Source organism: Hymenobacter sp. 5317J-9 (assembly GCF_022921075.1).
GTDB lineage: Bacteria > Bacteroidota > Bacteroidia > Cytophagales > Hymenobacteraceae > Hymenobacter.
This window is the reverse complement of the sequence record NZ_CP095050.1, coordinates 183122-204920: the sequence shown is the minus strand read 5'-3', so window position 1 is coordinate 204920 and position 21799 is coordinate 183122. Positions and strand designations below refer to the sequence as shown.

General features: G+C 63.5%; 20 protein-coding genes. 4 read left to right on the top strand and 16 right to left on the bottom strand.

The genetic code is table 11. The annotated features are described in order from the left end of the window. Positions 1–52: 52 nt before the first annotated feature. A complete protein-coding gene (locus tag MUN81_RS00880) occupies positions 53–2503 on the bottom strand; it encodes a penicillin acylase family protein (RefSeq protein ID WP_245114522.1) in 2451 nt (816 codons plus the stop codon). 168 nt (positions 2504–2671) lie between these two features. Next, on the bottom strand, positions 2672–3553 hold the full coding sequence (locus MUN81_RS00875; RefSeq protein WP_245114521.1) for a septal ring lytic transglycosylase RlpA family protein: 882 nt from the start codon (positions 3551–3553) through the stop codon (positions 2672–2674). A 347-nt stretch (positions 3554–3900) separates the two neighbouring features. Here MUN81_RS00875 and MUN81_RS00870 point away from each other — a divergent pair, with 347 nt between their 5' ends. Further along, entirely contained in the window at positions 3901–4821 is a 921-nt protein-coding gene (locus MUN81_RS00870) for a DUF72 domain-containing protein (RefSeq protein WP_245114520.1), read from the top strand. Positions 4822–4939: 118 nt separating this feature from the next. Here MUN81_RS00870 and MUN81_RS00865 read toward each other — a convergent pair whose 3' ends face one another. The 11 genes from MUN81_RS00865 to MUN81_RS00815 all read right to left on the bottom strand — a co-directional run bounded on the left by MUN81_RS00865 (position 4940) and on the right by MUN81_RS00815 (position 14143). Then, on the bottom strand, positions 4940–5527 hold the full coding sequence (locus MUN81_RS00865) for an arylesterase (protein ID WP_245114519.1): 588 nt from the start codon (positions 5525–5527) through the stop codon (positions 4940–4942). A gap of 63 nt (positions 5528–5590) precedes the next feature. Next, positions 5591–5893, bottom strand: coding sequence for a DUF4286 family protein (locus MUN81_RS00860; RefSeq protein ID WP_245114518.1), 303 nt, complete (start codon positions 5891–5893; stop codon positions 5591–5593). A 110-nt stretch (positions 5894–6003) separates the two neighbouring features. Beyond that, positions 6004–6450, bottom strand: a complete 447-nt coding sequence (locus MUN81_RS00855; RefSeq protein ID WP_245114517.1) for a DUF6526 family protein — start codon at positions 6448–6450, stop codon at positions 6004–6006. Between the two features lie 114 nt (positions 6451–6564). Next, entirely contained in the window at positions 6565–6771 is a 207-nt protein-coding gene (locus MUN81_RS00850; protein ID WP_245114516.1) for a hypothetical protein, read from the bottom strand. Positions 6772–7057: 286 nt separating this feature from the next. Beyond that, entirely contained in the window at positions 7058–8296 is a 1239-nt protein-coding gene (locus MUN81_RS00845; protein WP_245114515.1) for an MFS transporter, read from the bottom strand. 46 nt (positions 8297–8342) lie between these two features. After that, on the bottom strand, positions 8343–9305 hold the full coding sequence (locus MUN81_RS00840; RefSeq protein WP_245114514.1) for a cation diffusion facilitator family transporter: 963 nt from the start codon (positions 9303–9305) through the stop codon (positions 8343–8345). Between the two features lie 74 nt (positions 9306–9379). Continuing rightward, positions 9380–10072, bottom strand: coding sequence for an ATP-dependent Clp protease proteolytic subunit (locus MUN81_RS00835; RefSeq protein ID WP_280638247.1), 693 nt, complete (start codon positions 10070–10072; stop codon positions 9380–9382). A 161-nt stretch (positions 10073–10233) separates the two neighbouring features. Further along, positions 10234–10488 (bottom strand): hypothetical protein, encoded by a 255-nt coding sequence (locus MUN81_RS00830; RefSeq protein ID WP_245114513.1) that lies wholly within the window; start codon positions 10486–10488, stop codon positions 10234–10236. Between the two features lie 3 nt (positions 10489–10491). Next, on the bottom strand, positions 10492–11046 hold the full coding sequence (locus MUN81_RS00825; RefSeq protein WP_245114512.1) for a sigma-70 family RNA polymerase sigma factor: 555 nt from the start codon (positions 11044–11046) through the stop codon (positions 10492–10494). 174 nt (positions 11047–11220) lie between these two features. Next, entirely contained in the window at positions 11221–13701 is a 2481-nt protein-coding gene (locus MUN81_RS00820) for a TonB-dependent receptor (RefSeq protein ID WP_245114511.1), read from the bottom strand. A gap of 91 nt (positions 13702–13792) precedes the next feature. Next, entirely contained in the window at positions 13793–14143 is a 351-nt protein-coding gene (locus MUN81_RS00815; RefSeq protein WP_245114510.1) for a hypothetical protein, read from the bottom strand. A 144-nt stretch (positions 14144–14287) separates the two neighbouring features. Here MUN81_RS00815 and MUN81_RS00810 point away from each other — a divergent pair, with 144 nt between their 5' ends. Together MUN81_RS00810 and htpG are read left to right on the top strand one after the other, a co-directional pair. Beyond that, on the top strand, positions 14288–14797 hold the full coding sequence (locus tag MUN81_RS00810; protein WP_245114509.1) for a hypothetical protein: 510 nt from the start codon (positions 14288–14290) through the stop codon (positions 14795–14797). A 135-nt stretch (positions 14798–14932) separates the two neighbouring features. After that, a complete protein-coding gene (htpG, locus tag MUN81_RS00805) occupies positions 14933–16762 on the top strand; it encodes a molecular chaperone HtpG (protein ID WP_245114508.1) in 1830 nt (609 codons plus the stop codon). A 146-nt stretch (positions 16763–16908) separates the two neighbouring features. On the opposite strand, the gene MUN81_RS00800 is transcribed toward htpG, so the two are convergent. After that, entirely contained in the window at positions 16909–17823 is a 915-nt protein-coding gene (locus MUN81_RS00800; RefSeq protein WP_245114507.1) for a class I SAM-dependent methyltransferase, read from the bottom strand. Between the two features lie 113 nt (positions 17824–17936). Here MUN81_RS00800 and MUN81_RS00795 point away from each other — a divergent pair, with 113 nt between their 5' ends. Then, a complete protein-coding gene (locus MUN81_RS00795; RefSeq protein ID WP_245114506.1) occupies positions 17937–18911 on the top strand; it encodes a YpdA family putative bacillithiol disulfide reductase in 975 nt (324 codons plus the stop codon). Positions 18912–19000: 89 nt separating this feature from the next. Here the strand turns inward: MUN81_RS00795 and MUN81_RS00790 are convergent, their stop codons facing one another. Then, positions 19001–20431, bottom strand: coding sequence for an SGNH/GDSL hydrolase family protein (locus MUN81_RS00790; RefSeq protein ID WP_245114505.1), 1431 nt, complete (start codon positions 20429–20431; stop codon positions 19001–19003). Positions 20432–20461: 30 nt separating this feature from the next. Further along, entirely contained in the window at positions 20462–21748 is a 1287-nt protein-coding gene (locus MUN81_RS00785; RefSeq protein WP_245114504.1) for an outer membrane protein transport protein, read from the bottom strand. Positions 21749–21799 lie beyond the last annotated feature (51 nt).

Sequence of the window (21799 nt, the reverse complement as noted above, 5' to 3'; positions counted from 1 at the left end):
TGTAGCAGAAAAGGCGAAGGGTACGCAGAAACGAAGGGCGCTCAGGAACTACCTACCTGCCGCTTAAGGTCCAGGCGGCCTTCACCCGCGGGTTGGCTTCCTGAGCCGAGCGCAGAAATACCAGCTCATCGAGCTGGCCCACGCGCCAGGTTTCCAGCATGTTGTTGTAGTAGGGCGAGCCGGGGTTGCCGCTCTGGCCGCCGGGGTACACGCCGTAGGCCTTCACCTGCGGCCCCAGCGCCACCACCATGCGCCAGGAGGGACCGTTGCGCTCCGAGGTGGCGTTCACGATGCCCGCGCCGCCGCCGCAGTCCACGTCCATTTGCCCGAAGCCGGGGAGCTGAAGCAGGTGCAGAATGTCGGTGCTTTTCTGGCTGGCCCAGCGCCATTTAGGCGAGAGCGGGCCGAACTTGCGGGTGAGGGAGTCGGTGGCAAAGTGCAGGCTTTGCAGCGCCAGCTGGGGCAGCGTTTCCTTGGCCGAAGTGCGGCGGTCATCGACCCAGGGCGAATTGGGCTCGTTTAGAATGAGGGTATTGGTGCGGTCGCGGGCGGGGTAGCGGTAGGCCGGGCCCTTGGGGTCGTTGGGGAAATCATCTTCCCACAGCCGCTTCACCAAGTCGTTGTACCACAAGTTGAACACGCTGGGCCCGATGGCATCGGCGGTGTATTGGTAGCGCCAGCGGCGCATTTCGGCCAGCACCTGGGCTTCGGGCGAATTGGCGGCCGGGGGCGTGGCGCCGGCTGCATCCGTCACCAGCGCCAGCAGGCGCGGCAGCATGAGCTGGGCATTGAGGTCGAGCACGTCGTTTTGCAGCGCGCGCAGGCTGTCGGGCGTGATGCGGCTCATAGCCGCCAGGCGCTCGTTGATGCGGTGGCCGCGCTCGTAGCTGCCGAAGGTCCAGTTCAGGTAATAGGGGTAGTCGGGGCCGGCCGAAAACTGGTTCGCCGAGCTCACAAAGCCGCGCGCCGGATTTTTCACGTGGGGGTTCTGGGCCTGCGGAATCCAGCCCTGCCAGTCGTAGGCCGGGTCGGTGCCGTCGAGGATGAACTTGCCCTGGTCGCGCCACTTCAGCGGAAACCGGCCGTTGGGCCAGATGGCGATGTCCTTCTCATTATCCGCAAAAATGAAGTTCTGCGCCGGCGAGCCCCACGAGGCCAGCGCGGCGGTGTAGTCGGCGTAGCTGCGGGCGCGGTTGAGCCGGTACAGCGTCATTATCTCGTCGGCCCCGTCGTGGGCGGTCCAGCGCATGGCATGGGCAATGGGCGTCTGGTTCAGGAAAGGCTTTTCGGGCTTGTCGTACACCACCGGGCCGTGATGGGTGTAGAGCACCGTGTCGAGTCGGTCGGGCTGCCCGCGCACCTTGATGTGCTCCACCACGCGGCGCGCCGGCTTCCAGCGGCCGTCGTGCCAGTACTCGCGCATGGCGTTGTCCTTAAACTTCAACTGATAGAAGTCCAGCACGTCGGCCGCCACGTTGGTTACGCCCCAGGCGGCCTGCTCGTTAAACCCGATGATGACCGTGGGCGCACCGGGGATGGTGACGCCGTACACGTTCACGCCCGGCGCGCTCAGCTGCACCTGGTACCAGATGCTGGGCAAATTCAGCTGCAGGTGCGGGTCGTTGGCCAACAGCGGGTAGCCCGAGGCCGACTTATCGCCGCTCACCGCAAAGTTGTTGGAGCCCAGCTCGGGGTCGGGCTCGTCGCGCAGCTGTTGGGCCGCGTAGGCCACCTCAAACGACTTGGGCACCGGCAGCGCCGCCAGCGGCTTAAAATCCAGCGGCGTGCCCACGGGCACGATGGGGTCCTCGCGGGTGGGGTAGTCCGGAAACAGGTCTTTGGTCACGGCCGGGCCGTACTTGCGCAGGATGTTGCTCATGCGCAGGTCGTCGGTGCGGCCGCTCAGGTCCCAGGCCATGTACTTGAGCAGCAGCGCGCACTTCAGCGGCTCCCAGGGCTCGGGCTGGTAGTCCAGCAGCTTGTACTCAAACGGCAGTGTGCTCGGCGTGAGCCGGCCGATGTAGGCGTTGACGCCCGCCGAGTAGGAATCCAGCACCACCTTGGTAGTGGGGTTGGCCATCATCGCCTTCAGCGAATTGGCCGCGCCGAAGGGCAGGCCCATGCGCCGGAAAAACCGGTCGGTTTCGAGCCGGGCCGGGCCCACGATTTCGGCCAGCCGCCCGGCGGCCACGTGGGTCACGAAATCCATCTGCCAGAGCCGGTCGCGGGCCGTGAGGTAGCCTTGGGCGAAGTACAGGTCGTGGTCGTTTTGGGCAAAAATGTGCGGCACGCGGTGGTCGTCGTAGCGCACGGTCACGGGCGCCTGCAGGCCCGGCAGCTTCAGGGTTTGCTGCGCCGGAAAGTCACCGGCCGCCTCGCCGTTTTGCCAGAAGCCGCGGTAGGGGCTCAGCAGCTTGCCAAACGGCGGCAAATCGCCGTGCTTGGTGTTGAGCACCCACACCAGGGTCAGACTGGCAGCCAGGGCCAACAGGGCTTTAATCATACTAGTTGTCAGTTGCTTGTTGTCGGTTGCCAGGTCATTGAGCAAAAGCAAAGGCCAATTAACGACAATGTCGCCAATTGGCCTTCATATGGTAGTTCATAGTCAATGTCTATGGCAGCTTTTTACGCTTGCTGCCTAACAACAGACAACCAATAACAAGCAACTGCCTCACCGCAGCGCCACTTCGCGCACCAGCCCGCCAATGCCCCACACCAGCATCTGCTGGCGTACGGCTTCGGCTTCTGGCTTTTCACCGAAGTTGCCCACCAGCACGCGGCTGCGCTGCCGGCCGTCGAGCAGCTCCTGCGAAATGGTCACGTTCACGTCGGGCAGCAGGGATTTGATGCGGGCCTGCACGGCTTGGGCGTTGGCGGCATCCACAAACGAGCCGGCCTGAATGAGGAAGCCCACCGGGCAGTTCACGGCTTCGGCCGGCGAGATGGCCTTGCCCTTGGGGGTAGCCGATGCGGCCACCAGCGCTGGCTTCACGGTCGAAGCAGCCGAGTCAATCGCAGCGGGCACCAGGTAGGTCGTGAAAGCGGCGTCGGGGTTGGGGTCGGCGGCGTAGAGGGCGGCCAGGTTGTCGGGCGTGGTGGCGGGGCCCAGGGGCGTGGTTTCGGACACTACTTCGGCCACCACGGTGGCGGCGCCGCATTCGGTGATGCCCAGCGGGCGGGCGGCAATTTCGGACAGGTCCAGAATGCGCTGGTGGCGGAAGGGGCCACGGTCGGACACGCGCACCACCACCGACTTGCCGTTCTTCACATTGGTGACCCGCAGGCGGGTGCCGAAAGGCAGGGTTTTGTGGGCGCAGGTGTACTTAAAACGGTTGTAACGCTCCCCGCTGGTGGTGCGTCGTCCCTGAAAGCTACTCGCGTACCAGGAGGCCCGGCCGCGCAATACCGTGGTGCCGGCGGCGCTGGGGGCAGAAATTGCTGTTTTGCGGGTGCCACGGGCAGTGGTGGCGTGCGCCGGGGCGCCCAGGAAAGTCAGCAGAAAAAAGAAGCAACTGGAAAGGACGAGTACTACCGAGGGACGAAATAAAATCATGCGTTTTGCAGATGGTGAGCAAAACAAACATAGGCCTAGCCCGCCAAGCGAATGCTAAGTTTCCAATCCGTCTACTAATTGAATTAGGTCGAAAATTGTCCTTTATTTAGAAAACTTGCATTTAATTAATCTTCGTGTTGGCCTTGAAAGTAGCCTTGAGGTCGCCTCAAACTATATTTTGTTGAAACGAGGCCAACCCATTGCGCAGGTGCAAAAATTAGATTATGCGACGGGTATAAAATTCGGGCATTCGGAGCGCCGCCTTCTTCGAAGCCCGGTTGCAAAAGTCCCCGTTTTTTCGTAAGCGCAGTGCCTGCCCGCTCCACCCCAAGCGCTACCTTTGCCCCATGGATTTCGGCCGTCTGCCCGACTTACGCTACGTTGATTTTCGGCTGCCGCCCGACCACCCCGAAACCGCCCGCGTGCTGGCCCGGGCCCGTCCTGCGCAGCCCGCGCCCGCTCGTTTGCACGTGGGCTGCCCCATTTGGACCAATAAGGAATGGCTGGGCAGCTATTTCCCGGCCGGCATCAAGGAGCCCGACTACCTGCACTACTACGCGCAGCAGTTCAACAGCATCGAGCTGAATACCACGCACTACCGCATTCCCGATGCGGGCACGGTGCGGCGCTGGCGCGAGGCCGTGGGCCCCAATTTTAAGTTTTGCCCCAAGCTGCCGCGCAGCATCAGCCACGAGCGGGAGCTGTTTCAGGCCGACGACCTGGTGGTGCCCATGGAGCGGGCCTTCGCGGCGCTGGAAGAGAACCTGGGCTGGGCTTTTCTGCAGCTGCCGCCCCATTTTGGCCCCGAGCACCTGCCGCGGCTGGAACGGTTTCTGCTCGACTTTCCGGAGTCGGTGCCGCTGGCGGTAGAGCTGCGCCACCCGCGCTGGTACTCCGACCCGGTGCTGGCCGATGCCGTATTCGCCACCTTCGAAGCCCTCAACAAAACGCTGGTGATAACCGACGTGGCCGGCCGGCGCGACGTGCTGCCCATGCGCCTCACCACGTCGGTGGCCTTCATTCGCTTCAACGGCCACGGCCTGCACAGCACCGACTACCAGCGCGCCGACGCCTGGGCCGAGCGCCTGGCCGCCTGGGTGGCCCAGGGCGTGCACGACATCTATTTCTTCATCCACCAGAAAGACGTGCGCCACGCGCCGGTCTTCGCCCAATACTTTCTGGAAAAAATACGCCTGCTCACGGGCATTGCCGTGCCGCCACCCTTCATCATCCCGCAGCCGGTGCAGGGAAATTTGTTTGGGTTTTGAGGAACAGTAACATCCGTTAACCACCTGTCATCCAGAGCGCAGCGAAGGACCTTATCACGTTAGAAAGTTCTGGCGTAATAAGGTCCTTCGCTGCGCTCGGGATGACAAACGAGTAGGGTTACAAAACCGGCTGCCTGAGCAGCGGGCCCAGCACCTGCCACACGTTCTCGGCCAGGATTTTTTGGCCAGCCGGGTTGGGGTGCACGCCATCGGGGAGGTTGAGCTCGCGGCGGCCCAGCACGCCCTGCAGCAGGAAGGGCACGAAAGGCAGGCTGTTTTTCTCGGCCAAGGTCCGGAACAGGGCCTTGAACTCGGTGGCGTAGTGCGCCAAGCGGTGGCCGCCCAGCGGGCCCAGGTCGAAGGGGAATTCCAGGCCGGCTAGCACGAGCTGCGCTTCCGGATATTGGCGCCGCACGGCGTCGATGATAAACTGCAGGTTCTGGGTGGTTTCGCGCACCGGAATGCCGCGGATGCCGTCGTTAGCCCCGAGGGCCAGCACGAACACGTCGACGGGGTGGCGGGCCAGCACGGAGGCCAGGCGCTGGCGGCCGCCGGCGCTGGTTTCGCCGCTCACGCCGTAGTTGTAGGCTTTATAAGGAAGGTGTTGCTCGTCGAGGCGCTGCTGAAGCAGGGCGGGGAAACTTTCGCTGGCGCGCAGGCCGTGACCCGCAGTGAGACTGTCGCCGAAGAAGATGATGTTTTTCATACAGTGCATTTTTAACAGCACTGAAGGCGTTTTCGTGCCCGCTGGCCGCTGCGCCACCGCAGTCTATTCCACCACTTCGAGCACGGTGCGGAACGAGACGTACCGGCCGGCAAAATGCTTTTCCATGTCGGCGCGCAGGGCCGGGGCGCACAACTCCTGGTACTGCTCCAACTGCTCCACGCTCAGGCAGTAGTACTGGGCGGCGTAGGTGATGCCGTCGTTTTCCTCATTGAGCAGGCGGCAGAGCTGGCTTTTGAGGAAAAAGCCGGTTTCCATCACCTCGGGCATGTGGGTGGTGCGCATGTAATCCAGCCATTCGTCGGCCACGGAGGGCTCAATGCTGCTGGTGACGTTGTAGAGAATCATGGGGCAATGGGTGAATGGGCGAAGGAGTGAATGGGTGAATGAATCGGAGGCGCAGACTGGAAGGTGAAAATCATTCACCCATTCGCTCCTTCGCCCATTCACCCATTGAATCACACGCGCATGGCGTCGAACTGAAAATCGGTAATACGGGCCTGAATGTCTTTTGGCGAAAGCTTTTCCGTCGCAGCGGCCTGGGCCAGGGCGGGCAGCTCGGCGTCGCCGGCCAGGCGCAGGCTCAAGATTTGGCTGAGGGTGAGCTGCTTTTCGAGCGGAGCGAAACGCTGGCCGCTCACTTCAAAGTAGCGCTGGCGCACTTCGAGCCGGCAAATGCGGTCCTGCAGCTGCAGGGCGTAGTGCTGGCGCAGCATCAGGAGCACCCCGAGGCCGATGACGGCCAGTGCTGCCACCGTGAACCACAGCCGGGCTATCTGGTCGTCGTCGCCGGCCACTTTGGTGTAGCGCAGCACGGCGTAGCCAGCCATGAGCAAGGCCAGCGGCAGCAGCACAAAGTGGTGCCACGGGTAATACATGGCGGTGTTTTTGGTGGGCGTGGCCATACGGGAGCAGGGTATTTGAAGAGGTGAAAGTAGGGGGTGAGGACTGGAATGGGGCAAAAGAAAACTCCGGCCGGAGCCGGAGTTTTCCACGAATACGACGTAGTGACTGCGCGTTTACTTCATTTCCTTGGCGCGCTGCTTTTCAGCTTTGGCCATGGCGCGGGCGGCGCGCTCCTGCTTCTTGGCTTCGCTGGCGGTGCGGCGCTGCTCTTTCAGCTGGGCTTTCTGGGCTTTTTCGGCGGCGCGCTGCTCTTTCAGCTGGCGCTTGAGGTCGCTTTGTTGGCTGGCGTTTTCCTTGAGCTGGGTGCGGCTGTCGCGCACGGCTTGGTCACTGCTATTGCTTTGCTGCTTCTGAGCGTCGTAGGTGGCCTTGGCATCGGCGGCGCGCTGGGCTTGCTGCTCGGGGTGAGAGCGGGCGCGGCCGGGTCGGGCGCGGGAGCGGGCGCGGTTTGGGCGTGGGCGAGGGAGGTGGCGGTGAGGGCCGCCACAAGGACTGCGCCGAAGAGTAGGCTTTTCATGGGAAGGGGTTACGGCCAGCCAACGGCTGACTGCACCTTCAAACGCAGGCCCTGAGCGTAAGTTGGTTATTTATTGATTTTCAGCAGGTTTATTCTTCCACATAATCCAGGTCCTTGCCGTAGCTCTCGGGCAGGGTGCTCACGGCCCAGAAGGCCACCACCAGCGTGAGGCCGCCCAGCACGGCCGCCCCCGGAATAAAACCCAGTGCCCCGCTCAGGGCCTTGAAGGCGGGCACCAGGCCCACCACGGCGCCGCGGGCGAAATTGGGCGCGGTGGTGGCCACGGTGGCCCGCAGATTGGTGCCAAACTGCTCGGCGGCCACCGTCACAAATAGCGCCCAGAAGCCCACCGACACGCCCAGCACAAAGCACACGGCGTAGAAGACGGTGGGCGTAGCGCCCTTCACCCCAAACAGATACACGCCCACCAGCGTGGCACAGAAGCCCAGAAACACTTTCAGCGCCTTATTGCGGGAATGCCACAGCTGGCTGAGCGCCCCGGAGGCGAAGTCGCCAAACACCAGCCCGAAGTAGCACCAGAACACGGCCAGCCCCGCCTCTACGTTGCCGCTGATGCCCAGGGCCTTGCCAAACTCCGGCGCCAGCGTCACCAGAATGCCCACCACAAACCACAGCGGCACCCCAATCAGCAGCACGCGCAGGTACTTGCCCAGGCGCGCGGGGTTGGTGAACAAGCTCAGGAAATTGCCGCGCACCACCTCGGTCTGGGCCTGCACCTGCTGAAACATGCCCGACTCGAACACGCTCACGCGCAGCACCAGCAGGGCCAGGCCCAGCCCGCCGCCCACAAAGTAGGCCGGGCGCCAGCCAAACTTGGCCACCCAGTAGCCCAGCATGGCCCCGCTCACGCCCACGGTGGCCACTATCATGGTGCCGTAGCCACGCTGCTCCTTCGAGAGGCTTTCGCTGACCAGCGTGATGCCCGCGCCCAACTCGCCGGCCAGGCCGATGCCGGCAATGAGCCGCAGCCAGGCGTATTGGTCGATGGTGGTGACGAAGCCGTTGGCGATGTTGGCCAGCGAATACAGCAGAATGGAACCGAACAGTACCGACAGCCGTCCCCGCTTATCGCCCAGAATGCCCCACAAAATGCCGCCGAGCAGCATGCCGCCCATTTGCATGTTGATGAGGAACAGGCCCTGGTTGGTCATTTCGGGCGTGCCCGGCGCCACGCCCAGCTCCGTCAGGCTCTGAACGCGGACAATGCTGAACAGGATAAGGTCGTATATGTCAACGAAGTAGCCGAGAGCGGCCACAATGACGGCCGCGGAAAAGAGTCCGGTTTTACCAGAAGAGGAAGCTTGCATGGCGAAATGTAGCACCAACTTTCGCCTGCGGACGTCTTCTGTGCGCTTACTGATGCGTTAACAGCGCTTCGGCCGTGCCTTTGGGGTCGTTGCAGCCGCTGTGGCAGCCGCCGGGCGTGGGGCCGTCTTCCACCTGCACCGTGCTGTGGTGAATGTGGAATTCCTCTTCCAACCCCTTGGAGAGGGCGGCCAGCCACTGGGCATCGGCGCCGCCGGGCCGCACGAGGTGAGCCATGAGGGCCGCGTCGTGCCCCGAGCTGCTGAGGCTCCAGATGTGCAGGTCGTGCACCGACTGCACTTCGGGCTGCTGCAACAAGTAGTTGTGCACAGCTTCGGGGTCGATGCCGTCGGGCACGGCCTGCAGGCCCAGGCGCAGACTGTCGCGCAACAGGCCCCAGGAGCTATAGGCAATGATGGCCAGAATGATAAAGCTGATAACCGGGTCGAGCCAGGCCCAGCCCGTGAGCAGCACCAGGCCGCCGCCCGCCACCACGCCCACGCTCACCAGCGCATCGGTGAGCATGTGCAGGTAGGCGCCGCGCACGTTCACGTCGCCCTTCTGCCCGCTGCGGAAAAGCAGAGCCGTGACGCCGTTGATGAGGATGCCAATGCCTGCGAGAAACATCACCCAGCGGCCGTTCACGGGCTCGGGGTGGCGCAGGTGGTCGATGGTTTCCCACAGAATGAAGCCCAGTGCGGCGTAGAGCAGGGCCGTGTTCAGCAGCGCCGCCTGAATGGTGGCGCCGCGGTAGCCAAACGTGTAGCGCCGGGTGGCCGGGCGCCCCGCCAGCCAGGCCGCGCCCCAGGCCAGGGCCAGGCTGAGCACGTCGCTCAGGTTGTGGCCGGCGTCGGAGAGCAGGGCGGCGGAATTGGCCCAGAGGCCGCCCACGGTTTCGGCTACTACAAAAACCAGGTTCAGAGCAATGCCAATGGCGAAGGCGGCATTAAAGCCGCCGCCGGGCGGCGGGGCGGCGTGCTGGTGGCCGGCGTGGGCGTGGTCGTGGGGCATGGCAGGAAAGCGTTGGCGCTATGCGGAGAACGTAATCCGGCCGTATTGGGTGCATTGGCAGGTCTGTAGGCTTACTACTGCCGCGTCAGTACCTCGTCAATCAGCCCGTATTCCTTGGCTTCATCCGCCCGCATCCAGTAGTCACGGTCCGAGTCGTCGTGGATTTGCTGGTAGGTTTTGCCGGTGCGCTCGGCGTAGATGCCGTAGAGTTCCTGGCGCAGCTTCACCACCTCGCGGGCCGTGATTTCGATGTCGGCCGACGGGCCCTGCACGCCGCCCGAAGGCTGATGAATCATGACGCGGGCGTGGGGCAGGGCCGAGCGTTTGCCGAGGGCACCGCCACAGAGCAGAAACGCGCCCATGCTGGCCGCCAGCCCCGTGCAGATGGTGGCCACGTCGGGCCGCACGTACTGCATGGTGTCGTACATGCCTAGGCCCGCATACACCGAGCCGCCCGGCGAGTTGATGTAGAGCAGAATGTCTTTCTTGGCGTTGGCCGACTCCAAAAAGAGCAACTGGGCGTTGATGATGTTGGCAATGTTGTCGTCGACGGCCTGGCCCAGGAAGATGATGCGGTCCATTATCAGGCGCGAAAACACGTCGATTTCTGCGAAGCGCGTGGGCCGCTCCTCAATAACCGAGCGGGTCATGCCCTGCACGTAAGGCCGGGCCAGCCCCTCGACATGGTTCAGGTAATGGTCGACGCGCAGGCCATTAAGGCCTTGGCCGTGCACGGCAAATTTGCGGAATTCAGTTCGGTTCAGCATCGGAAAAAAGTGGAATGGAAAAGGCAAAGCGGTGCCTGCCCGGCGAAATCGCGAGGGATGAAAGGCCCATGATTAAAGGGATGTGGAGACGCGACACTTTGCGTCTCAGCGTTGAACAATTTCAGAACGGCGCGGGCGCCGAGACGCGAAGTGTCGCGTCTCTACATCGGCCAGAGGGCACGCAGCCGGCCAAGCCATCCACCGTACAGCCGGGCGTGGATGGTGCGCAGCTCCTGCCGCAGCTGCCGGCGGCCGGCCAGGCGCAGGCCCTGGTACATCAGGCGCTGCTTTTCGGTATCGGCGGCCAGCTCGCCATCCAGCAACAGGCGCAGGTTCCAGTCCTCGGGCGGGAGGGCGGCGCGGCCGGGCAGCAGTTGCTGCTCAATCAGACGCAGGTGTTCGAGCTCGGGGCGCATGGCTTAGTAATCAACGGTTTCGGACCTGAACGCCCGGCGCACCGAATTGCGCAGCCGCTCCAGACACTTGAATTTCTGCACCGTAGCCGAGCGAACCGAGCCGAAGTGGTGGTCGGCGGCAATGCGGGTCAGGGGCTGCCCGAAGTAGTAGAACGCCAGCAGAATGCTCTTGCACCGGTCCCCCAGCCGCTCCACGTAGTCGAGCACGGCCAAGGCCGGCTCTTCCGGGGCGTCCGCTGCTTCGGCGGGCAGCTGGGCGGGGTCGTCGGGCAGGGCATCCTGCGGCAGGCGGGCGCGGCGGCGCAATTCGTGCAGCCACAGGTTGCGGGCCACGCCCACCAGGTAGGTACTGGCCGCCGCCGTCAGAACGAGGCTGCCGCCGGTGGCCTGCTCGTAGAGAATCACCAGCGCGTCGTGAAACACGTCCTGGGCATCTTCCGCCGAGCCGCCGTGCCGGCTCACGTAGCGGCGCACTGCCGGGAAAGCCTGGCGGTAGAGCCGGGTCAGGGCCTGCTCGCGGTTGGCAAGCAGGGCATCGCGCAGGGCGGTGGCGGACAAGAGGTGGGGCGAGGCAGTCATTGGCGGGCGGGGCTACACTAATTAATCCATTTCCGGCCCAACTATCACCCAGCCGGGTAAAAAATTAAGGCGTCTTGCTTTTCGACAGAAAGCAAGACGCCTTATAATTAGTGGATTATGTTGGCCAGCGCCAACGGCACGGGTCAGCCGCTGCTACTTAAAACTCAGCGGCACCACCAGGCGCACGCCCACGTTGCGGCCCTGGTTGAACACGCCGTAGCGGCCGTTGGCGGCGTTGTAATCAGCGTATTTCAGGCGGCTGAGGTGGCTCTGGTAGCCCACGTCGAACAGGTTATTGGCCGTGAGGTAGAGCGAAAACAGCGTCCGGCCCTGGGCATTGGCCACGTCGGTGCCCAGCCCGGCGTTGAACAGCGTATAGCCGGGCGTGGCCGTCTCGGTGTCGAAGGCCGAGAAGAAGCGGTTCTGGGCGAAGGTGTGCTCCATCTGCAGGCGCGCGTAGGGGTTGGCGATGCGCTTGCCCTGGCGGCGGAAGTTGGCCCGCAGCTCCGACTGCAGCCGGTCGGCCGGAATGAAGGGCAGGTACTGCTGGTCGGCGGGCACGTCGAGCTGGCGGGCGCGCACCATCGAAAACGAGTTTTCGAAGTGCAGCCAGTCCAGCGGGTGGGGGTGGAAGTCGAGGCTGACCTCGCCGCCGTATAGCCGGGCCCGGCCCTGGGCATACTTAAACGCGCCCGTGTCGTCGCGCAACGAGTCGGCGCCGCCGGCCGTGAGCAGGCGCTGCGTGAAAATGTAGTTGCTGATGCTGTTTTCAAAGGCATCGACGCTGAAGCGCACGTGGTCCGTCACGTAGCTCACGCCAGCGTCCGCTTGCAGGCTGGTTTCGGCGGCCAGGTTCTCGTTGCCTATTTCGTAGCGCAGCGTGCCCTCGTGCTTGCCGTTCGAGGCCAGCTCGGCAATGTTGGGCGCCCGGAAGCCGCGGGCCAGGTTGGCCTTCACGGTCAGCCGCTCGCTCAGGCTGTAGGCCGCGCCCACGCTGCCACTGTAGTTGCGGTAGCTGCTCACAAAGCCCGCAAACTTGGTTTCGGCGCCGGCGCGCGGGCCGGGCACGGGCCGCTCTTCCGCGTTCAGGTACAGCGCATCGGCCGTAATCTGGCGCACGTCGTAGCGCAGGCCGCCGCTCAGGTCGAGCCCGCCAAAGGTCTTTTTCACCACGCCAAACACGCCGCCTTCGTTGGCGCGGTAGGCCGGAATCAGGAATTCCACGCCCAGGTTGCGGTTTTGCTGGTGCAGGCCGCTGGTGCCCAGGGTCACGTTCCAGCCGTTGCGTTCGGGCAGGAAGTAGCGCAGGGCATAGTCCACGGTGCGCAGCTGGAAGTAGAGCGAGTTTTCGGCTGGGTCGAACACGTTGCCGAACTCACGCCGCAGGTTTTGCTGGTAGCTCACCTGCAGGGTGAGGCGCCCGCCCTGGTCGCCCAGAATGAAGTTGTTGTCGGTGCCTAAGCGCAGGTGGTTGATTTGCTGCCGGGGCACGGCCAGGCCGTAGCCGCGCAGGTCGGCGTCGGTCACGGGCACGCTCGCCGTGCTGTCGGCGCCGGTGTGGTCGAGCCCGGCGGGCACGTCTTTGGTGAAGCGGCCGTTGGCGTCGCGGGTGCCTTCGGTCAGGCCCAGTTGCTGGTTGAAGCTGCTGAAGGTGAGGTGCGAATAGCCCCAGCTTTTGTTCACGCCCACGTAGCCGTTGGCGTCCCACTCATTGAAGCCGGAGTTGTACACGCGCCCATCGTAGCGGTTGCGGTAGTCGCCGGCCACTTTGCGGGTGCCGCGCACCAGCCAGTTCACGCCGTTAAGGTTGCCGGCGTTCAGCAGCGAATAGCCCTGCTGGTGGTTGTTGGCCTGGTAGCTGCCCGTGGCCGTGCCGATAATGCGCCCTTCGGCCACCGGGTCGGGCGCCACGAAGTTGATGACCCCGGCCATGGCGTCGGACCCGTACAGCAGCGAGCCCGGCCCCTTGATAATCTCGGCCCGGTCAATGCTGAACTCGTCAATCTCGATGCCGTGCTCGTCGCCCCACTGCTGGCCTTCCTGGCGGGCGCCGTTGTTGAGGGTCACCACGCGGTTGTAGCCCAGCCCGCGCACCACCGGCTTGCTGATGGCCGCCCCGGTCGTGACCTGGGCCACGCCCGGCGTGTGCGCAATGGCGTCGACAAGGTTGGAGCCCGAAGTCTGGTTCAGGCGCGTGCGGTCGACCACCGAGGTGGGCACCGGCGAGCGCCGCAGCTGCGTGGCCTGCGACACGCCCGTGACCACTACCTGGCCGATTTCCGTAGCCGCCACCGTCAGCTTGATTTCCAGCGGCTGGCCGCTGCCCGTGTCCACGGTCTGCGTCACGGTGTTGTAGCCCAGCGAGCGCACCTGCATGGTGAAGCGCCCGCGGGGCAGGTTGTTGAAGCTGAAGCTGCCGTCAGGCCCGGTGGCCGCGCCCTGCTTCAGGTCGTCAAACAAAACAGTTGAGCCCGGCAGGGCTTCGCCGCTGGCTGCGTCGACGACGCGGCCGGTGAGGGAAGAGGCCGCCGCGCGGCCTCGGGCGGCGGGCAGGGTGGGCTGCTGGGCCCACAGCACGGCCGGGGCCGCCGCCAATGCCGTCAGCAACGGCAATCGGTACAGAAAAACAAACATTAGAAATAAGCCAAAGCCGCCAGCCCCGGCCGGGCACAGGGGCACGGCACGGGGCGGTCAGCGTGAAACCAGGAAAAAGGAAACGCCGGAATCAGGCTTGGCTGGGCGGCCCGCGCAGGAGCAGCAGGCGCGGCAGGGGCCCCACTGCCGGCCGAATGGCCAGGGGAGCAGCGACGGCCGGGTAGTGCGGCGTGAGGCGGGGCAAGGGCGCTACCGTGGGGGCCGCTGGCTGGTACGCCACGTCGTAGAACTGCTCCACCTCGCAGTGCTGGTGCTTGGCGCTCAGGTGCGCCTTGCCCGGCTGCCGCGTGCCGGGGCGAACCGTCGGCTCGTCGGTGGTGTGGGCGTGCGGGTGCAGCGCCAGTATCCACGCCTCGGGCAGCAGCGTCCGCGTGAGGCAGAGCAGCAGCAGCAGGGCTAAATGGGAACGCAGGGCTTGCACGGTGCAAAGATGGATGAAAGCCGCTGAAGCTGCTCAGTCAAAAAAAAAAGTTGCCCAACGGCCGCCGCCGGCAATCCGGAAGGGGGGATTTTTACGTACCCCCCCGCGCGCCCGGGCTCGGGCCGATGAAGTCCCGGAATTTTTGTGATACTCACCACCATTGCCAGCCTGTCCCTCCAGTACGACGAAGCCCTGAGCTTGTTGCGCGTGGAATGGGCCGCCGGCGAAGACATGCGCGCTTTTCGCAGCGCCGCCGAGCAGCTGCTGGAAGTCATAAATCAGCACAGCATACGGAATATTTTGCTGGAAATGAATACGTTTCCAGACATTGCCGTGTACGACCAAATGTGGCTGGGCGTGGGCTGGATGCCCGCACTCGTCAAGCTGCCCATCGAGCGCATGGTGCTGGCCATCAACCGCCGGCGCGTGCACAACCAGCTGGCCATCGACTCGCTGATTGCGCTGTTTCGTCCTTTTATCAAGTTCGACATTCAGTTTTTTTCGACGGCCGTGCCTGGCCTGCACTGGCTCAGCGACTACTCCGGCCGCGTGCCCGGCCTGCTGGCCGAATGGGACGCCGCCCACGGCCGCGGCCCCGTGCACGGCGGCGCGAGCGAACCGCACGCCACCTACTGGACCGGTCTGGAATACTAACGGCCGCCGCTGCTCCGCTGTCAATCTGACAGCGCCCCGCGCCTTGGAACGGGCTTTGAATGCCGTGTAGTACGCGGCCCGGCCCTGTGTGCCCGGCCATTCCGTCCGACATCAACCGTTCCACTTCTTACCATCATGCAAGAAACCGGCTCCATCTCCATCCACACCGAGAACATCTTCCCCATCATCAAGAAGTTCTTGTATTCCGACCACGAGATTTTCCTGCGGGAACTGGTCTCGAACGCCGTCGACGCCACCCAAAAGCTGAAAAGCCTGGCCCAGCTGGGTGAGTACCAGGGCGACCTGGGCGAGCTGAAAGTGCGCGTGACCGTGGACAAAGAAGCCCGCAAAATCACGATTTCTGACCACGGCCTGGGCATGACGGCCGAGGAAATCAAGAAGTACATCAACCAGATTGCCTTCTCTGGCGCCACCGAGTTTGTGGAGCAGTACAAGGAGAAGGACGCCAACACCAAAGACCAGATTATCGGTCAGTTCGGCCTGGGCTTCTACTCGGCCTTCATGGTGGCTAAAGAGGTAGAAATCTGGTCGAAGTCGTACAAAGACGACACCCTGACGGCCCACTGGACCTGCGACGGCAGCACCGAATTCACCCTCGACGAGCCCACCGGCGAGCACGCCAAAGCCGAGCGCGGAACCGACGTGGTGCTGCACGTGGCCGAAGACTCCGACGAATTCCTGGAGGAAGCCCGCCTGCGCACCATCCTCACCAAGTACTGCAAGTTCCTGCCCATTCCAATTGAGTTCGAGGGCGAGGTCATCAACCAGACCACGCCCATCTGGACCAAGCAGCCCTCGGAGCTGACCGACGAGGACTACAAGAAATTCTACCAGGAGCTGTATCCCATGAGCATGGACGAGCCCCTGTTCTGGATTCACCTCAACGTGGACTACCCGTTCAACCTCACGGGTATTCTGTACTTCCCGAAGGTGAAGGACGAGCTGCAGTTCCAGCGCAACAAGATTCAGCTTTACTCGCGGCAGGTGTTCATCACCGACGAGGTGAAGGACGTGGTGCCCGAGTTCCTGATGCTGCTGCACGGCGTGATTGACTCGCCCGACATCCCGCTGAACGTGAGCCGTAGCTTCCTGCAGGCCGATGCGGCGGTGAAGAAAATCAACACCTACATCACCAAGAAGGTGGCCGACAAGCTGAGCAGCCTGTTTAAGCAGGACCGCGCCGGCTACGAGGAAAAATGGTCCGACATCGGCCTGTTTGTGAAGTACGGCATGCTGTCGGACGACAAGTTTTACGACAAGGCCAAAGACTTCGTGCTGCTCAAGAACGTGGACGGCAAGCTGTTCACGCTGAACGAGTACACCGAGCACATCCAGGCCAACCAGAAGGACAAGAACGACAACACGGTGGTGCTCTACACCAACGACGCCGAACACCAGCACAGCTTCGTGGCTGCCGCCCAGGAGCGGGGCTACGACGTGCTGAATTTCGACCAGGTGCTCGACCCGCATTTCGTAGGCCTGCTGGAGCAGAAGCTGGAAAAAACCAGCTTCAAGCGCGTCGACGCCGACACGGTGAGCAAACTCATCGAGAAGGACGACAACACCGAAAGCGTGTTGACCGAGGACGACCAGAAAAAGCTGGAGGAAACCTACACCACCGCCATTGCCAATCCGGCCATGCACGTGAAAGTAGTGGCCCTCTCGCCCCAGGATGCGCCCGTGGTCATCACCCAAAACGAGTTCATGCGCCGCATGAAGGACATGCAGCGCACCGGCGGCGGGGGCGGCATGCAGATGTTCGGCGCCTTCCCCGAGTCGTACGACGTGACCGTGAACGCCAACCACCCGCTCACCCAGAAAGTGCTGGCCGACGGCGGCGACAAGCTGGCCAAGCAAGCCTTCGACCTGGCCCTGCTCTCGCAAGGCCTGCTGAAAGGCGAGGCGCTGACGCAGTTTGTGAAGCGTAGCACGGAGCTGCTGTAGGCGCCAGCGCTAGCTTCCGGCTGATAAGTAGAACGTCGTGCTGAGCGAAGTCGAAGCATCTCTACCGCGATACTAAATGATTAGTGGTGCGGTAGAGATGCTTCGACTTCGCTCAGCACGACGTTCTTTTTGGCTCCTTGAGGTGACTACTTCACGTTCCGCGCCACCACAAACATCCGGTCGCCGAACCGTCCGGTCAGCTTGTTGAGATAGTACGTGGGGTACTGGCCGGCCAGCTTGCTCACCTTCTCCACCAGGCTGCCGCCCAGCCGGATGTTCTTCGGCGGCTTCACCGGGTTCAGTAGCTCTGCCACTTCGAAGCCCTGCTTTTTGAGCATTTTGGTGATGGTGGCCGGCGTAAATTCGAACAAGTGGTAGGGCGGAATGTCCATCTTGCGTTCCTTGCCGAGCACGCCATAAGCGGCAAAGCCGAGGCGCACGGTGGGCAGGTTGAGCGTGGCCGGCAGGGCCAGCACCAGCAGCCCGCCCGGCTCCAGAATGCGGTGAAACTTGGCCAGCGTGGCGCTGGGCGAAAGCAGGTGCTCCAGCACGTCGCCCATGTAGGCGAGGTCGAACTGGTTCTCGTGGAAGTCTTCGGTGGTTTCGATGTTGCCCGTCACCACGGGCAGGTGCAGCTCGCGGCGGGCGAAGTCGGCCGCGTGCTCCGATATTTCGAGGCCGTGGCTTTCCCAGCCCATGGCCTCCAGGCTTTTGAGGGTGTAGCCGGGGCCGCAGCCCACTTCCAGGTAGCGGAATTTGCGGCTGGGGTACTTGGCCAGAATGTAATTGGTGAACTTGTCGGGCCGGAGCTGGTTTATGGCTTCCTGCTTCTGGCTTTCCTCAATGAACACCACGTCCTGCTGGGTGCGGTCGTAGTTGGGGCGCTCCGTGAAATAGTCCTTGCCGTAGAGCCGTTCCAGCTGCGCCGGCGTGGGCTGCGGGTCCAGAAACATCAGGTCGCAGGCGCGGCATTGGGTGCCTTGCAGCCGTTGGCCTTCAAATTCGTAGTAGAAAGGCAGCTTCTTAAAATCGGTGCTGCCGCACAAGTCACAGGTACGCATGGCGCAAAGGTAGAGACGCATATTTGCGTCTCTGCGTCCGGGCTAGTTGGTTTTGAGAGAAGCTGCCCCATTATCGTTCAACGACAAGACGCTAATACGCGTCGCCACATCATATGCTCGACGTTCTCATCATCGGGGCCGGCCCCGTGGGCCTGGCCTGCGCCCTCGAAGCCCAGCGCAAAGGCCTTCGCGTGGCCATTGTGGAAAAGGGCGCGCTGGTCAATTCCATCATTGGCTACCCCACCAACATGGAATTCTTTTCCACCCCCGAACTGCTCGAAATCGGCGGTTATCCCTTTCCCACGGCGCACTACAAGCCCTTGCGCGAAGACGCGCTCGACTATTACCAGCGCGTGGCCCGCTCCGAAAAGCTGGACTTGCGCCTCTACGAACGGGTGCTGAGCCTGCGCGGCGAGCAAGGCAATTTCACGGTGACCACCGACAAGGGCGAAATTCAGACCCGCAACGTCATCGTGGCCACGGGCTTCTACGACCTGCCCAATCCGCTCGACGTGCCCGGCGAAGACCTGCCCCACGTGAAGCACTACTACAAAGAGCCGTACGAGCACGTGGGCCAGCACGTCGTTGTTATCGGGGCCAAAAATTCCTCCGCCAAAGCCGCCCTGCAGCTCACGCGCGCCGGGGCCCAGGTCACGCTCATCGTACGTGGCCCCGAAGTCAGTAATTCGGTGAAATATTGGATTCGGCCCGACCTCGTCAACCGCATTGCCGAAGGCCGCATCACCGCGCATTTCAACACCTGCGTCACCGCCATCACGCCCGAGGCCGTGGAAGTGCGCACGCCCAACGGGCCGCTCACCATCCCGGCGCAGTTCGTGTACGCCCTCACCGGCTACCACCCCGACGAGGCCCTGCTCGGCCGCCTCGGCGTGGAGCCCGACCCCCAGGACGAGGCCCGCGCCCCGCTCTTCGACCCCGCCACCCACGAAACCACGCAGCCCGGCGTTTTCGTGGCCGGCACCGTGTGCGGCGGCCGCGCCACCAGCCGCTGGTTTATCGAGAACGGCCGGCACCACGCCCAGCTCATTGCTGCGCATCTGGCGGGGCACGTGCCTAGCGCCGCGTAGCCTGTGCTTAGCCTAGGAAGCACACCACAGTGCAATAAAAAAGGCCTTTCCACTCGGAAAGGCCTTTTTTGCGCAAGCATAACGGACTGCTAGAGCGGGAACAGCACGCCGCGGTAGTCGTTCGGGTTTACCGTGGGCACCGAAGCGCCGTAGGTAACGTTGATGACGCGGATGAACTCGTTGGCCACCACCGCGTAGCCGCGGGGCGTGGGGTGCACGCCGTCGAGGCTGAAGAGGTTGCCGGAGGCGAAAGTAGCCGAGTTGCTCACGGCGTTGGTCACCACGCCACGAGCCACGATGTCGTTGAAGAACGAGTTCATGTCGGCCAGGCCGGCCTTGTACTGGCGGGCCGTCTTGGCGATGATGTTGTTCAGCTGCGTGGTGCGGTTCAATACTTCGGTTTGCTCGATGGGGTCGAGGACGTACTGGCTGGGAATGGGAGCCAGCGGCGAGGCACCGACGCCGGGGTTGGCGGCGATGTAGGACTGGGCCGTCAGCGTCAGCAGGTCGGTGGCGGTGGCCACGCGGGCCGCCGTGGCCGTGGTGGTGGCCGAGGTGCGCGCCGTTACGTAAATGTTGGCAATGGCCGGGTTAGCGGCTTTATAAGCAGCCAGCACCGCACCCACCGTCACGGTGGTGAAGTACGGGATGTTGGCCACGTTCGGAATGTTGGCGCACACGCCCTTCACCGTGCCACCCTTCGAGATGGTGTTCACGATGTTGCGATAGCCCCGACCGAAACTGGTGGAATCCGTTAGGCCGCTGAAGGGGTTGGCCGCCAGGTTGCTGACGCCGCCGCCGGTGGCGTAGGTCAGCACGTCGTTGTTGCCCATCCAGCAGGTGTAGAACGTGGCGTTCTTCTGCCCGATGTATGTCACGTAGTCCTTGGTGCCGCGGTCGGCCGCGGGCAGAATGCGTTGGAAGAAGGGGTTCACGTTGCCGTAGGCCCCGGCCGTGGCGCGGGTGGCCGCGTCCAGCGCGGCTGAGCCCGTGGAGGCGGCCGTGCGGTCGGCGCTCAGCACCGAAATGCCGGGCACGCCCAGGTTGTCGGGCTGGCCGCCGGTGTAGGCTTCCAGCTCGGGCTGGCCCGAACCCAAAGGCGGGGCGGGCAGGGTGTTGTTGGTGTAGGCCACTTGCTCGCCCAGGAAGTTGTTGCCGCCGGGGGGCGGGCCGGGCGACGGGGCTACTGGCGTCAGCGCGCCGTTCACCACCAGCAGCTTCACAAAGCCCGAGCCGTCCTTGCGGGCGGCCGAGAAACTGGGCTGCACGAAGGCGGCCGGGCCCTTGCCGGTTTTGGCAAATTGCTGGGCCAGAATGGCGGGATACGACGTGGCCTGGGCCTCGTTGTAGAGGCCGCCGTCGGAGTAGCCCGAGGTGAGGGAGTTGCCCACGGCTACGTAGCTGGAAAAATCCGCCGAACCCGGGCTCATGTTGGGGGCGTCAATGTCGGGCTGGCAGCCCGCCAGACCCAGGCCCAACAAGCCCAGTACCGGTGCCGAACGTTTGATATACAATTTCATAAGAGCAAAGACTTAGGGTCGGGTGGGAAATTAAAACTTGTAGTGCAGGCCGATGCCGGGAATGTAGGCGTTGGTGCGGAAGGTGCCGGCCACGCGGTCGGTGGTGCCCAGGTTCTGCAGGTCCTGCTGGGTCTGGGTGCGCTTCACCAGGGCTTCGAACAGGAACGAGGCGTCTACGCCCAGTTTTTCCGTCACCTGGTAGGAGAGGCCCAGCGTGCCAATGGCACGGTCAGCATCGGGCGTTTCGGGGGTCACGTACCCGTCGCGCACGGCCGAGAAGTCGTACGATGCGCCGGCGCGCACGGCCAGCTTGTCGCTCACCATGTATTGGCCGCCCACGCGGAAGGCCAGGGCATCCTGGTAGTTGCGCACGGAAGTGCTGGTGGGCTTGCCACCTACCACGCCCGTTCCGCCGTTGTCGCTGCTAAAGGCGAAATCGAGGGTGCGGTACTTGCTCCAGAACGTCAGGGCGGCGTCTACGCCCAGGGTCAGCTTGTCGGTGGGGTTGATGCCGATGCCAATGCTGGCCACGGCCGGCAGGGGCAGCGTGGCGGCAAACTGGTTGGCCGTGAACGAAGGATTCACAACGCCAGCGCTGGCGCCCGTGGGCAGACCAGTGTAGGTGATTTTGCCGTTTTCAACCTTGGCGTCAATTTGCGAGCGGTAGCTCACGCCCACGCCCAGCTTGTCGGAGGGCTTGAAGAAGACGCCGGCGTTGTAGCCAAACTGCGTCTTGGCCTTGCCATCGAGCTCGATGTGGCCGGCGCCGGTGGGCAGGGGCAGGTCCTTCTGCAGGTTCACCGAGCCGTACGCCAGAATCATCAGGCCGGCGCCCACGCTCAGCTGCGGCGTGATGGCGTAGGAGAAGGTGGGTTGCACGTACACCGCCTTCAGGTCGATTTCGGTGAGGGCGTAGCGGCCTTCCCAGCCGTCGGCGTACTTCACTTTGTTGCCGTAGGGCGTGTACACGGCCACGCCGAACTTGTATTTGGCGTCCTTCGGGCCGAAGCCGGCGTAGAAGTTAAAGGGCGTCACCACGCTGTTTTGCAGGGTGCGCTGGCCGCCGTCGTTTTCGCTGCGGAAGCTGATGCGGGCCAGGGCGGCGTTCACGCCCACTTGCACACCGTTGTCGCGCACCATGGCCAGGGCGCCGGGGTTGTAGAACATGGCCGCCTGGTCGAGCGACAAGCCCACGCCGACGCCGCCCATGCCGATATTTTTCTGTCCGCCCAGGTTCACCTGAAAGCCGCTGGCCGACGCCGCCGACGCACTGGCAAGCAGCGCACCTCCTGCGAGGAGTAGTGTTTTTACCGTCATATAATTTAAATTTTGGGGTGGGGTTTTTTGAGAGGCTAAAAGTAGCGGAAA